This window comes from Streptomyces torulosus (genome assembly GCF_001419765.1).
Classification (GTDB): Bacteria; Actinomycetota; Actinomycetes; order Streptomycetales; family Streptomycetaceae; genus Streptomyces; species Streptomyces torulosus.
In genome coordinates, this window is the sequence record NZ_LIRK01000280.1 from 1 (window position 1) to 12,525 (window position 12,525).

Below are 12,525 nucleotides of genomic sequence, written 5' to 3' on the forward strand. Positions count from 1 at the left end.
AACCGGATCGGCAACGCGGCCGCGCGCCGCGATGCCCGCGCCCTGTCCCGGGTGCGGCACTCCACCGCCTGGCTGTGGTGACGATGCCGGGCATCGTCCACCGTGTGGAGCCCACGATGTTCTGCATCCAATGGTGATGCCCGACATCGGGTGGACTCCACTCAGTGAGCCTCCGCCAACCTGAAAATCGCTGGCCAGCAGGGCTGGTGCGACCGTGTTCCGGGGTGCTCGTGCTGGTCGTGGGCGGGAGTCTGCGCTGTAGGTCGTCCGTCAGCGGGCGGCTTGCCGGTTCCTGCTCGCGGCGGGCGGACGGCCTTCTACGATCCGGTGTATGGATCCCGAGCTGCTGGAACGGATCACCGCGCGGCGTGCGGAACTGGACGAGCTCGAAGAACAGATGGCCAAGCATCTGGCGGAGGTCCGGGCCGAGCGCGACGAACTCGCCGTCGCTGAGAAGGTTCTTGAGCGGATGAGCGAGCAGCTTGCCGAGGAGCGGGCCTCGGCCGGGCCGACGCCCGGGCAGGTGGGCGGCCGGGCGGTGATGATGCTCCCGCACCGCACGTCCGGCGTGGAGGAGACCATGCTCCCGCCGGACTATCAGCGCATCCTGGCCGTCGTGCGGGAGGCTGCCGGGCCGGTCATGGCTCGGCAGGTCGGCGAGGTGCTGGGGGTGGACGTCAGCGTGCGGGCCAGACTGGAGCCGTTGCGCGCTGGCCGACCGCGGCTGGCTTCGGAAACTGCCCGACGGCCGGTTCACCACTCGCCTGTGACCAGGGACGCTGCCGCCCTGATGGCAGTCATTGACTGAATTCCCCACCCCTGTTCTGTTCCCAAGCCTGCTCATCCGGGACGTTTTCTCTGCCCGTGCAGCGATCCGTACGCCCCTTGATGGTGCGGGAGCGCGGGGCGAGCCTGCGGCAGTGGGGTTTGCATGTGCCGTAGCGGCACGTGGTCCAGTAGGCGGCAAGTACAACATTGAGAGGTTCCCTCGCATGCACTTTCCTACGATTCCCCGCCGGGTCAAGATCGGCGATGCCGCCGCGTTCGCCGGGACCACACCCCGCGCCATCCGCCACTACCACGCCATCGGGCTCCTCGCCGAACCCGAACGCGGCAGCGACGACCGCCGCCGCTACGGATACGACGACATGATCCGCCTGCTGTGGATCCGCAGGATGGCTGATGCGGGTATCTCCCTGGATGACATCCGGGCCAGCTTTGAGGGCGCCACCGGCATCGAGCAGTCCCTGGCCCGGCTGGAGGAATCCCTCGCCTCCAAGGCGGCTGCCATCGAAGCCCAGCAGGCCGCCGTGCACCGCCTCCGCGAGGCGGGCAGCCCCCTGGGTCTGCTCTCACCGCTGGTCAGTGGCCGCCTGCACGATCTGCCGCCCGGATCCCTGCGCCCGGCCGATCTCGATACCCTTCTGGTCACGGAGCGTATCTTCGGCCCCGAGGGGGCCGCCGCCCAGGCCAACCGGTTCATCGCCCTGGCCACCCACCCCGAACTGCGGGCCGAGGAAGACCGCCTGGCCGAGGCCGAGGGGGCCCTGGACGACACCATGTCCCCCGACGACCCCGGCATCGAAGACCTGGCTGCCCAGCGGTGTGCTCATGAGACCGCCTTGGGAGCCACCATCGACCGATCCGGCCTGGACGAGACCCTCGACGACCTCCTGGACCAGGACGACGAGCACGCTGGTGAGGAGGAAGGCGAGGCGAGGATGAGCGTGGTGGAGGCCATCGGCAAGATGCCGTACGACTTCTCCCCGGCCCGCGTCCGGTACGAGGAACGTGTCATCGAACTGCTTCACTCGGCCGATCAGGGTGGCGACACCCCACGGACCTGCTAACTGGAATCGGCGCTCGGGGCGAGCCCGACAAGAGCAGCCCGGAATGGTGCAGCACGAACGTAACCACGGTGCCTCTGGCGGCCGTTGGGCACTGTGTGAAGAGAGCCGAAGAGCACGCCTGCCCGGTTGTCTACCGGTGCCGTCTGCCACTGTCCACGCGCACCGTCAACCACCTCGCCGGTCTGCTGCGGCGCCATCTGAAGGCTATCCGGTCCCGGTGGCGGATCCTGCCGCCCGGGAAGATCGCGGTGATCGTCCTGGCCGTACTGCGCCACGACCAGCGCCTGGCCGACATGGCCGGTGGCAACAACATCTCCGAGTCCACCGTCCGGCGCTGGCGCGACGAGGCGATCGGACTGCTCGCCGCACAGGCCCCGCGCTTGGACCGCGCGTTCAAGAAGATCGTCCGGCAGGGTGGGGAGGTGGTCCTGATTGACGGCACCCTCATCCCCACCCAGCGCCGCACGGGGAAGGCCGACCGCAAAAACTACTCCGGCAGGCACCGCCACCACGGCCTGCACTTCCTCGCCCTCACCGACGAGAGGGGCCGCCTGATCTGGATCTCCGCCGCCCGGCCCGGCCGCCCGCCACGACCACATCCTGGCCCACCTGCGCGCCACCGGCCTCGGCGCCCTCGCGGACCTCGGCTTCCGCGGCCTGGACAACGACGTACGCGACCCCGTGATCGTCACCGGCTTCCACGCCAGCCGCACCCACAAGTTCACGCCCGGCCAGAAGGAAGCCAACCGCGTCCTCGCTGTCGGACGGGCGCCGGTCGAGCACGGCTTCGCCCACCTCGAGAACTGGCGAATCCTCGCAAAACTCCGCACCGACCCCGCCCACGTCACCCAACTCCTGCGCGCCCTGCTCGTCCTGACGAACCTCGAAGTCAACCGCTGACGGACGATCTTCTCTGCAGACTCCCGCCCACGACCAACACGAGCACCCCCGGAACACGGTCACACCAGCCCTGCTGACCAGCGATTTTCAGGTTGGCGGAGGCTCAGTGGACTCCACCCGATGGGATCCACCGAGGGGACTCCACTCCGGTGCGCTGGATGGCGATGGACGCCACCGTGAAAGCACCGCGATGTCCGCCACCGCATCCGGTGGCGCCCCACCCGACGATGCCCGGCACTCTCGCGCGCGCCCGGTGCGCCGCACCCGATGTCCCGCACCGCACCGGTGCGCCCACCGCCGACCGACCCCTTGACCAGGTGCGCCACCGAGGACGCTTCCCCTTGACACAGCCCCTTTCGGCTGGCGATCAGGCCGTGGTCAAGGGGGTGTGTGATAGGGGAGCCCGCCCGGTCGTGAGGCGCGCCCGGTGCGGTGCGGCGATGCCGATGGAACGCACCACGAGTGGGCGGTGCGGTGCGTCGTGCGGTGGTGGCGCGCATCGGGTGCGCCTACACGGCGGTCAGGTGCACCGGGTGCGTGCCGGCCGGTGCGGGGTGGGCATCGAGGGCCTGGCCCACTCCGACGGCCTCCAGCTGGCGCAGGGTGTCGGCGACGTCCTCGTGGTCCTCGGTGAGGAACTGCGCGGCGAAGTCGATGACGGAGCGGGCGATGCCTTCCGCCGTGTCCGGTCCGGCCTGTGCCCAGGTCCGCAGCGAGGTCATGAAGACGCGTCCGAGGGGCTCCAGGGCGAAGGTGTCCGCGCACGGCTCGCCCGCCTCCGGGCCGGGCAGCGCGGTGACGGGGACGACGATCCGTTCGACGACGTCGACGAGCAGCTCGGGCATCCGCGGCTCGCCGCTGGCGAACTCGCGGGCGGCTTCGACGCCGTCGGCCTGGGCGGCCCGGAGGTAGCTGAACGCGCTGATGGCCGCGTCCGGGGTCAGCGGGGCGAGCGGCATGTTGGTGGTGGGCATGATGGCTCCTCACGTACGGGGCGCCGCGCCGATCGAGGCGGCCTCATAAGCGGTCTTCAGAGCAGATGCCTGTGGATAGAGTCCGCGCACCGACGGTGAGCGGACTCGCCTGCCGGCGCCTGCGTTGTCCCTTGTCCAGTTCCGCTGACTGCGACATTCCGCCCATTTTGGTGGGGAGAAATCTCCGTCCCGGCACGATGCGCGACGGCCGAGGGAGAAGCCGCTGCCGTCCGGGGCGTGCCGTTGGGAGACTGCGGGGATGACCACGCAGCGGCTGCCGTTCCCGGTCCCGGACGAACGCGCCCACTACTTCGTCGGCAGCTATGCCGACATGCACGACCTCGTCGAGGACCTGGTCGTGCCCGCCGGCGTGACCGAGGCCGCAGCGACCGTCCTGCGTACGGCCCGCGAGCTGCCGCGCCAGTCGTACCACTGCTACGAGTTCTCCACCGTGGCGGTCATGCACTCCCTGATCGCGGTGGAGATCGTGCTGCGCGGCCGTATCCCGGATGCGGGCAAGAAGCTGCTGCATCAGCTCATCAAGCAGGGCGCCGCCGACGGGGTCCTGACGGTGTGGCAGGCGGAGTACCTCGACTATGGCCGGCAGATCCGTAACGGCATGGCGCACGGCCAGACCGCGCACGCGGTGATGCCGCCGGCCGTGGCGGTGCCGATGGTGACGACGTCGTTCACGATCGTCTCCGAGCCATGCGCCGCGCCTGCCTGAAGATCACGGCTCGGTAACGGAACTCGGTGAGTTGGTAGGGAGCGTCATGTGAACCGTGCGGTATTCCGGCCGGCGGGTGGGCGCTTGAGGCTGTGGGACCCCTGCGGTCGGTACGACATCCCCGACGCACCCACCTCTGTCTCCAGGGGCAAGGTGACTGTCTGCGTTACTCATGTCAGCGGGGGTCTGACCGCACCCTGGTGCACAGACAGTGCTTCCCGTACAACGAATCATGGCCAACCGTCTGGAGCCCGACGACCTGTCACCGCCGGAAGAATGGAGCGCTCCTGAGCGCCGTCTGTGGTCCGCTTTCCGCGACGGCAGCATGTTGGACCTTCGTACAGGAGTGGCGACCGGTGACGCGCCGGCGGATGGGGCGGAGTGGGGCCCAGAGCGGCAGATCAGAGCCCACGTAATCGCGTTCCTGCTTCTCGATGGCCCGCCCGCCACTCCCGGGAGGGTTCGTGCGCTTCGTGTTTCGGGCGCACGAGTGACGGGTGAACTCGACCTCACGTCAGCGACCATCGACTGCGAGATCGACTTTGATGCCTGTTCCTTCTCCGATGTTCTGAGTCTTCGGCATGCTACGACTCTCGCCATCTACCTGCAGGGGTCGCATCTGCCTGAGCTCAGCGCGGAAGCCCTGCACTGTCCAAGCCTCGACATGCGCGACGCGGTCGTCGAGGGGAACGTATGGATCCAGGCGAGCGATTTCACGGTCGACCTCAACCTTGATCGTGCGAAGGTTGGCGGTTGGATCAACGGCAACGTTCTCACGATCGGGACCTGGTTCAACGGCCGATTCGGCCTGTCCGTAGGCAAGTGGCTCTCACTGGCCAGCGCCCGGATCGGAGGTGTCGACCTGCGCCAAGCCGATATCGGACTTTCCGGAGGCACCGAAGAGGCACTTGGCGCCCATCTGCTGGCATGTGACACCTTCTGGGCCTCGGACATTCGGGTGGCACACGGCATCATCCTGAGCGGCGCACAGATCAATGGCGAAGCAGTTCTGTCGAAGGCCGTTGTGCACGGAGCTTCCTCGGGCAAGCCCGCAATCCGGCTCGATGAGATCCACGCGCGACGCCTGGAGATCGATGTCGCAAGAGAGGACGCGGAGTCCGTCTCGCTGCGGGGAGCCACCATTGGCAAGCTGATTGACCGTCCTCAAGGAGGTCCGCTCCTTGAAATGGACGCGCTCACCTACGCGCGACTCGAACCGCTCCCGCCTCGTTCGACCCGCATGCGCCTCGCCTGGCTCAACGAGAGCCTCGGTGACCGGTACATGCCTCAGCCCTATGAGCAACTGGCGGCAGCCTATCGAGTCCTCGGCCATGACAGTGAAGCCCGCAGAGTCCTGCGGGTGAAGTACCGCCACCACCGCTCAACTCTCCCGTGGACAAGCAAGATCTGGGACTGGCTGCAAGATGTTGTCGCAGGCTATGGCTACCGCCCCGCCCTGGCCGGTGGGTGGCTCGTCGCCCTCACACTCCTCGGCACACTCGTCTTCAGCATCAACGAGCCACAGCGCTCCGAACCGGGCCGCGGCCCGGCCTTCAACCCCGCTGTCTATACACTCGACCTATTGCTGCCCATCATTGACTTCGGGCAGGAGAAGGCGTTCGTGTCGGCGAGCGGGCAACAGTGGTTCGCCTATGTCCTCATTGCCTTGGGATGGATACTCGCCACCACGCTTGTCGCTGGCCTCACCCGTGTGCTGGGGCGCTCCTGATACAAGTGACCCGTCGGTAGGTTCTCGCGGTTCACCGACAGTGGCGGGCTGCCGGGTCACGCCCGGCGACGCCCGTTGCGCTGTGGCTCCAGCAGTGCCAGCGCAAAGCTGCATCAACGCTAGAACACCACGGCGCAGGCCTCGAGAGAGTTGCCGCGCCGACCCCACGTCAGTCAACGGGACACCCCGGCCCGACGACCGCGCCGAGGACATCCTCGCCGAGTACTCGGTAGTCGTCCGGCAACCCCTGTGTCCGGGTTCACCGCTGACCTGACCAGCCCTCAAAAGTCCGGCATCACGCGGGAGGCTGGGCGCCTGCAAGCAGGTCAGAGGGCGCCCGATCCGACGGAAACCCCACCCGGCAGCCGGATTTGGACCGTCCACTCCGGTATCGCAGCCATCCGCGACCTTGCCGAATTATGACCCCCTGAAAATCACCGAACACACAGGTCAAGTACGCCGACGCCGGCCGAAGACGCCGCCAGGGAAGAGGTGAGGCCCGGACCCCTTGCCCTATCCGCCGTACGCGGGGTCAGTGCGTGAGCATGGCCCCGGCCTGACGGGGTAATCGGGTGGGGCTGGCTGGGGAAGGACCGTGACCTGGGGAGGTCGAGCGGTCCTTCCCCAGTCTCGTCTTGGGGCGGATGGTTCGTGCCTGGCCAGCAGCGGGAGAGGTGCTCAGCCCGGTGTGTGCGACATCCCGCGAGTTCCCCTGAGCCCCGCTGACTCTCTGGGCCCGTGGCCAGGGGGGTTCTTCCTCCTTCGTGTGCTCTGTTGGCTTGTGACGTAGCTTCGGGATTCTTGAAGCGTTCTCATCTCGTCCGACCGATCCGCAGTCGGGTCGAAGGCGAGGAGGCTCGGGTTGGCGGCGCTGGCAGTCGTACGGGACCTGCGTGAGCACTGGGCGCCCGCGTCGGCTGAGGAACTGGAGCGGTTCGAGACCGATGTGCTGTCCGGGTTCGTTCTCGCGCGGGCCTCAGCAGGGCTGGCGGACGGCACCATCCGCGGGGACGTCGGGCACCTGGATCAGATCAGGACCTGGTTCGGCCGGCCCTTGTGGGACATGGAGCCCGCTGACGCGGACGTGTACTTCGGGAAGGTTCTGCGGCACTCGCCCAGCGGCACCCGGCTGGGCCGGTCGCAGGCGTTGAGCACGTATTTCGCGTTCCAGGAGCTGCGGCACAAGGTCGAGATCCACCGGATGGCCGGCCGGGTGGTCGAGTGCCCGATCGACGAGATGAATCGGCCGCGCGGAGCCAAGGACGCCCAGCTGCGGATCCCGCCGAGTGAGCCGGAGGTCGGGAGGTTGTTCACCGGCTGGGGCGGCGAGCTGGCCACCTGCCGCAAGTTCGCCCCGACCGCCCGGAACTACACCGCCTCGAAGTTGATGTCCCAGGTTGGCCTGCGAGTGAGCGAGGCGTGTGGGCTCGACCTGGACGACGTCAAGTGGGACCTGGGCCGCTTCGGCAAACTCCACGTCCGCCACAGCAAGGGGGCCCGCGGCTCGGGGCCGCGCGAGCGGATGGCCCCGCTGATCAACGGCGCCGACCGGACGCTGCGGTGGTTCCTCGAGGACGTGTGGGGCCAGTTCGACGACGACCACACCCGCCCGGGCGCCCCGCTGCTTCCCTCCGAGCGCAGGAACGCCGACGGCTCCTCGCGCCGGGTGGGCGACGACGCCCTGCGCGGAGGGCTCAAGGACGCGGCCAAGGCACATCTGGCGGGGTGGGACGAGAGGCTGACGCCGCATGTCCTGCGGCACTTCTGCGCGACCCAACTCTATGAGAACGGGCTGGACTTGCTCGCAATCCAGGAGGTCTTGGGGCATTCCTGGATCGCCACGACGATGCGGTATATCCACGTGCAGCAGACCCGGGTCGAGGACGCCTGGGCCGCCGGGACGGAACGGGCCCAGAAGCGGCTGGAAGGACTGGCCCGATGAGGTGGAACCTGCGGCTGACGGCCGCGAACAAGGGTATCTGGAAGGCGTCCGAGCTCCAGCGGAGCCTGGCCGAGCACGGCCTGGTGATCTCGGCGGGGAAGATGTCCGGGCTGTGGTCCGGACAGCCGGTCTCGCTCAAGCTGGAGGACCTGGACGTCATCTGCGTCGTGCTCGGCTGCGAGATCGGTGACCTGCTGATCCCGGAACCGCAGAAGGTCACCCGCCCCGGCGAGGATGACGTACCCCAGAGCGCTGTCGGCGCCGCCGCACCGGTTCCGGCGGTGGTGCCCAAGCGCCGCGACGGCCGGTCACTGCCGCCGGCATGAGCCGGTATCCGAAGGGTTACCGCAAGCCCACCGACTCCTGCGACGGCTGCCTGGCCTGGGGTGACTTCAGCGGACGCCTCTGCCCCGCCTGCTACATGTTCGGTCCGGTCGCAGCCACGGCACGGCCGCCTGCGCCAGCTGCCGCCGCGTCCAGCCGCTGAAGTGGGATTACTGCCGTCTGTGCTGGTGCCAGGCCCGGCTCAACACTCATGTCGTCGTCGACCGGCTGACCGCTGAGGCCGATGTGAGGTCCGGCTCAGTGCCGTCCGGCACCACCAGCTGTTCTTCATGGGCCTGCACCACCGCAACGGAACGGCACCCGCCCCTCGACGGCACGGCGGCCGGCGAGGCGCTCCTCGCAAGCCGCCGCCCGAACCGGCCAGGTGCCCAAATTCTGGCTGGAGGCAGCTGCCGCTGTTCGAGCAAATCCCGCGTGACTACGGCCGTCTCGATCCGGCCGCCGACCTGGTCAGCCCCTGGCTGGCCTGGGCGAAGTACCTCGCATACCGGCTCGCCGAAGCGCGGGGCTGGGGGCGCAACATCCGCTTCGCCGTCAACCGCGGCCTGGCCCTCGTCCTCACCGGATACGTCGAGGGCGACGTCATCCGGCACACCGAAGTATTCACCCCGCTCCGGGCTCGTGACCTCCCAGTCGGCCACACCGTCACGGTCCTTAAGGAGATGGGGATCTTCCTGGACGACAGCGAGCCCTCCTTCGAACGCTGGCTCGCCGAGAGACTGGAAGGGCTCGCGCCTGACATCCGCTCGGAGGCCGAGCGCTGGACCCGGGTTCTGCACGACGGAGGCCCCCGCAGCCTGCCCCGGCAGCCGGGCACGGTCTGGCTCTACCTCAACCGGGTCCGACCGGCACTGATGGAATGGTCGAACCGTTACGACCACCTACGGGAAGTAACCCGCGACGACGTGCTCACCTACGTCAAGACCCTGCACGGCCACCAGCACCACGACCAACTCGTCGCCCTGCGCCCGCTCTTCACCTGGGCCAAACGGAACGCATTGATCTTCCGCAGCCCCACCAACGGAATCAAGGTCGGGCAGTATCAGTACGGCGTGCTGCAGCCGCTCGTCCCCGCCGAGGTCGACCGGTCCGTAGCGGCGGCCACCACCCCGGCCGCGCGACTGATTCTCGCCCTCGCCGCTGTGCACGCCGCCCGGGTCGCCCAGATCGGCACCCTCATGCTCGACGACCTCGACATCGGCAACCGCCGGCTGACCATCGCCGGACGAGCACGCCCGCTCGATGACCTCAGCATGAAACTGCTGCTGGACTGGCTGGAACACCGGCGACGCCGGTGGCCGAACACAGCAAACCTCCACCTCTGATCAACAACCAGACGGCCACGAAGACCAGCCGCGCCAGTTCCACTGGATCAGCGCGAGCCTGCGCGGGCAGGACGCGACGCTGGAACGGCTCCGCGTCGACCGCCAACTCGAAGAGGCCCTGGCCCACGGCCCGGACCCGCTCCACCTGGCCGAGGTGTTCGGGCTCGACGAGAAGACCGCGATGCGCTACGCGGACTCCGCACGGGCACTGCTGGAGCAGGCCGCCGAAGCTGACCCGTTGGCGTACATCAGAATGTGCTCAGGGCCAGGCGGTTCAGCGGAAGGCGGTGGCATTCTCCGCAACCCACTGCTGGAACAGTCTGGCTGGGGTGCCGGTGACCTGTGAAACCGTGTTGTGCACCGTCAGTATCTCGTCGTTGACGTCCCCGCCCGTGATGTCGAGCACCGCGTCCGCGGCTTCGTCCCCCAAAACCGCGGCCATCTGAGCGTGGGCCTCCTGCCGACTGATCTCAGCGAAAGGCACCTCCCGCCCCAGTACTGCCGCGATGGCCTCGACCTGCTGCCGGGCAGTCACCCGCTCCGGACCGGTCAGGGCATACGTACGCCCGCGGTGACCGGGCTCGGTCAGCGCCACCCGCGCCACCGACGCGATGTCCGCGGGGTGGATAGTGGGGAGTCCGGTGTCCGCATATGGCGCGCGGACCGTCTCGTGTTCACGGATCGACGCCGCCCACATCAGGGAGTTCGAAGCGAATTGCGTCGGCCGCAGGATCGTCCAGGCCATGCCGCTGTCCTTCAGGAGCTGCTCGACCGCCAGGTTCTCGCCTGCGGGGCCGAGGTGCGGATGGGTCTGGACCGTAATGGACGACACGAGCACCACCTGCTCCACACTCGCCTGCCGGGCGGCCTCAAGGATGTCGGCATCCGAGCCCAGACGCGACACGAGGAACAGCGAGCGCACCCCCTCCAACGCGGGCTTTAATGAAGCTGTGTCCGCGAAGTTACCTTCAGCGGCCTCGACCCCTTCGGGGAACACGGCCCTCGCGGCGTCACGGGTGAGCCCTCTCAGCGGCCCGGCACCGCACGCGTGCAGCTCCTTGAGCAGTGCACTTCCTACGTTCCCGGTGGCTCCCGTAACGAGAATCATGAGTACCTTCTCCCATCGTCAGATGATCAACTGGAGGACACGCTAGAAGCTCAATCGCGCTTCAGGTCAAGGCGACCGATGGCGTCCCTGCTGCCGGGCACGTTCATCCCTACGAGGTTGAGTACTTCATGCGTGAGAGGACACGACCGCGTGAGTTGACCACGAACCCACGGGTCCGTCCTCAAGAATCGGGGCAATGCACCCCGGGTTCGCGCTGAAGAACCTTCAGTTTCCGCGAACCCGCGGGCCTCACCGGCCTTGGGGATCAATTGAACCGTGATTGGCGCTGAGATTGATCACGGCGTGTCTGGTGTGGCTGCCCGTCCCTGACCGCTCCGCGAATGACACCAGGAGCGGTGCCACGTACGACCTGTGGATCGGCTGACGGTCAGCCGCGGACGCGACTGTCGTCAGCTGCGGACGGGGGCGCGCGGGCCGCTCGTGGCGGTCCGCGGGGCTCTGTCGTCCGTCTTCCCGTCGTCCCCGTCCGTGTCCGGTGCCGCCCGCGGTCCCGTCAGGAGGTGGGTGAGGGCGAAGCCCGTGCCGACGACCGCGGCTCCGCCGGCCGCGTCGAGGACCCAGTCGGGTTTTGCCCAACGATCCGGCGTCCTTCCTCGGTTGGCCGCCGCGCGTACACCTCGATCTCGATCTTCATGCGAGGGGCGGAGACCGCACACGAGCATCGAAGCGGCCGGCCGAACCTCGCCGAAGCAACGGCTCAGCACCGGCCAGCAGGGCTCGAAGTCTTCGCGGTCGGGCAACAGATAGCGCACCCGCACCACGTCGGCGAAGGTGCACTTCGCCTCGGCCAACGCAGCCTCGATATCGCGCAGGCACTGCTCGGCCTGCTCCACCACGTCGTCGGAGATCGTCATGGTGGCGTAGTCGAACCCGGTCGTCCCGGACACATGCACCCAGTCGCCATCGACCACGGCACGGGCATAGCCGATCTGCTCCTCAAAGGTCGAGCCGCTGAGAATCGTATGTCGCTCTGTCACGCGCCGAACGCTAGGTGACCAGCACAGATACGTCTGACACAGCCTGAGGCATGGCCTGATATCTCTAGGCATATGGAGCGCCCCGAACTACCCCGGCGGCAGCTGCACGCCTTCGTCGTGGTCGCCGAAGAACTCCACTTCGGCCACGCGGCCGCCCGCCTGGGTATCACCCAGCCACCGCTGAGCCAGCAGATCCGCCGCCTGGAAGACAAGGTCGGCCACGCTTTGTTCAGCCGTGAACCAGGACGCGTCACGCTCACCCCGGCAGGCCAGGAACTGCTGCCCGCCGCGCGGCGGGCCCTCACCGATCTCGCGGACGGCCTGACCGCAGCCCGAGCCTCGGCAGCGGCCGGACCGGGCGCCTGCGGATCGGCTTCGCCGCGTTCCTCGCGCTGACCGTTCTGCCCGGCCTGCTGCGCACCTTCCGGCATCAGTTCCCCGACGTGCACCTGGACATCCACGAGATGACCACCGCGCCGCAGATCGCCGACCTGCACGACAAGACCATCGACATCGGCCTGCTGCGCGAACCCCCACCGACGAGACAGAACTCGGCTTCCGGACGGTACTCAGCGCGCCGTTCGTGGCCGTGCTGCCGACCGCACATCCGCTAGACGAGTAGTTCCG

10 protein-coding genes and 3 pseudogenes are annotated in these 12,525 nt (G+C 68.1%); 10 read left to right on the forward strand and 3 right to left on the reverse strand.

Going from position 1 to position 12,525, the window contains the following annotated elements; all coding sequences use genetic code 11:
* The first annotated feature begins 331 nt into the window (after positions 1-331).
* From AOK23_RS48485 to AOK23_RS51445, 4 genes and pseudogenes are all read left to right on the forward strand, one after another.
* Positions 332-808, forward strand: a complete 477-nt coding sequence (locus tag AOK23_RS48485) for a hypothetical protein (RefSeq protein WP_338056486.1) — start codon at positions 332-334, stop codon at positions 806-808.
* Positions 809-992: 184 nt separating this feature from the next.
* Positions 993-1,850 carry a MerR family transcriptional regulator gene (locus AOK23_RS20175; RefSeq protein WP_055714097.1) on the forward strand — a complete coding sequence of 286 codons (858 nt, stop codon included), beginning with the start codon at positions 993-995 and terminating at the stop codon, positions 1,848-1,850.
* A gap of 293 nt (positions 1,851-2,143) precedes the next feature.
* Positions 2,144-2,374, forward strand: a pseudogene (locus tag AOK23_RS51440) (IS5/IS1182 family transposase); the annotation flags it as partial.
* Between the two features lie 85 nt (positions 2,375-2,459).
* Positions 2,460-2,750, forward strand: coding sequence for a transposase family protein (locus AOK23_RS51445; protein ID WP_055714099.1), 291 nt, complete (start codon positions 2,460-2,462; stop codon positions 2,748-2,750).
* A 509-nt stretch (positions 2,751-3,259) separates the two neighbouring features.
* Here the strand turns inward: AOK23_RS51445 and AOK23_RS20190 are convergent.
* Positions 3,260-3,724: a hypothetical protein gene (locus AOK23_RS20190; RefSeq protein WP_055714100.1), complete on the reverse strand. Its 465-nt coding sequence runs from the start codon at positions 3,722-3,724 to the stop codon at positions 3,260-3,262.
* Positions 3,725-3,983: 259 nt separating this feature from the next.
* Here AOK23_RS20190 and AOK23_RS20195 point away from each other — a divergent pair, with 259 nt between their 5' ends.
* From AOK23_RS20195 to AOK23_RS20215, 5 genes are all read left to right on the forward strand, one after another.
* Complete coding sequence (locus tag AOK23_RS20195; RefSeq protein WP_055714101.1) at positions 3,984-4,451, forward strand: hypothetical protein; 468 nt, start codon at positions 3,984-3,986, stop codon at positions 4,449-4,451.
* Between the two features lie 232 nt (positions 4,452-4,683).
* A complete protein-coding gene (locus AOK23_RS20200; RefSeq protein WP_157878096.1) occupies positions 4,684-6,180 on the forward strand; it encodes a hypothetical protein in 1,497 nt (498 codons plus the stop codon).
* A gap of 862 nt (positions 6,181-7,042) precedes the next feature.
* A complete protein-coding gene (locus AOK23_RS20205) occupies positions 7,043-8,122 on the forward strand; it encodes a tyrosine-type recombinase/integrase (protein WP_055714103.1) in 1,080 nt (359 codons plus the stop codon).
* Positions 8,119-8,448, forward strand: a complete 330-nt coding sequence (locus tag AOK23_RS20210) for a helix-turn-helix domain-containing protein (RefSeq protein ID WP_055714104.1) — start codon at positions 8,119-8,121, stop codon at positions 8,446-8,448. The genes AOK23_RS20205 and AOK23_RS20210 overlap by 4 nt, the downstream gene beginning before the upstream one ends.
* Positions 8,449-8,736: 288 nt before the next feature.
* Positions 8,737-9,792: a hypothetical protein gene (locus AOK23_RS20215; protein WP_240496469.1), complete on the forward strand. Its 1,056-nt coding sequence runs from the start codon at positions 8,737-8,739 to the stop codon at positions 9,790-9,792.
* 274 nt (positions 9,793-10,066) lie between these two features.
* On the opposite strand, the gene AOK23_RS20220 is transcribed toward AOK23_RS20215, so the two are convergent.
* Both AOK23_RS20220 and AOK23_RS20225 read right to left on the reverse strand, forming a co-directional pair.
* Entirely contained in the window at positions 10,067-10,900 is an 834-nt protein-coding gene (locus AOK23_RS20220) for an NAD(P)H-binding protein (RefSeq protein WP_055714105.1), read from the reverse strand.
* Between the two features lie 622 nt (positions 10,901-11,522).
* Positions 11,523-11,898, reverse strand: a pseudogene (locus AOK23_RS20225) (RidA family protein); the annotation flags it as partial.
* A gap of 72 nt (positions 11,899-11,970) precedes the next feature.
* Between AOK23_RS20225 and AOK23_RS20230 the strand changes: the two are divergent.
* A pseudogene (locus tag AOK23_RS20230) lies at positions 11,971-12,511 on the forward strand (LysR family transcriptional regulator); the annotation flags it as partial.
* Between the last annotated feature and the right edge of the window lie 14 nt (positions 12,512-12,525).

Coding starts and splice junctions, on each gene's coding strand:
- AOK23_RS20175 (WP_055714097.1), top strand. CDS start 993: ATGCACTTTCCTACGATTCCCCGCCGGGTCAAGATCGGCGATGCCGCC.
- AOK23_RS20200 (WP_157878096.1), top strand. CDS start 4,684: ATGGCCAACCGTCTGGAGCCCGACGACCTGTCACCGCCGGAAGAATGG.
- AOK23_RS48485 (WP_338056486.1), top strand. CDS start 332: ATGGATCCCGAGCTGCTGGAACGGATCACCGCGCGGCGTGCGGAACTG.
- AOK23_RS20210 (WP_055714104.1), top strand. CDS start 8,119: ATGAGGTGGAACCTGCGGCTGACGGCCGCGAACAAGGGTATCTGGAAG.
- AOK23_RS20195 (WP_055714101.1), top strand. CDS start 3,984: ATGACCACGCAGCGGCTGCCGTTCCCGGTCCCGGACGAACGCGCCCAC.
- AOK23_RS20220 (WP_055714105.1), bottom strand. CDS start 10,900: ATGATTCTCGTTACGGGAGCCACCGGGAACGTAGGAAGTGCACTGCTC.
- AOK23_RS20215 (WP_240496469.1), top strand. CDS start 8,737: ATGGGCCTGCACCACCGCAACGGAACGGCACCCGCCCCTCGACGGCAC.
- AOK23_RS20190 (WP_055714100.1), bottom strand. CDS start 3,724: ATGCCCACCACCAACATGCCGCTCGCCCCGCTGACCCCGGACGCGGCC.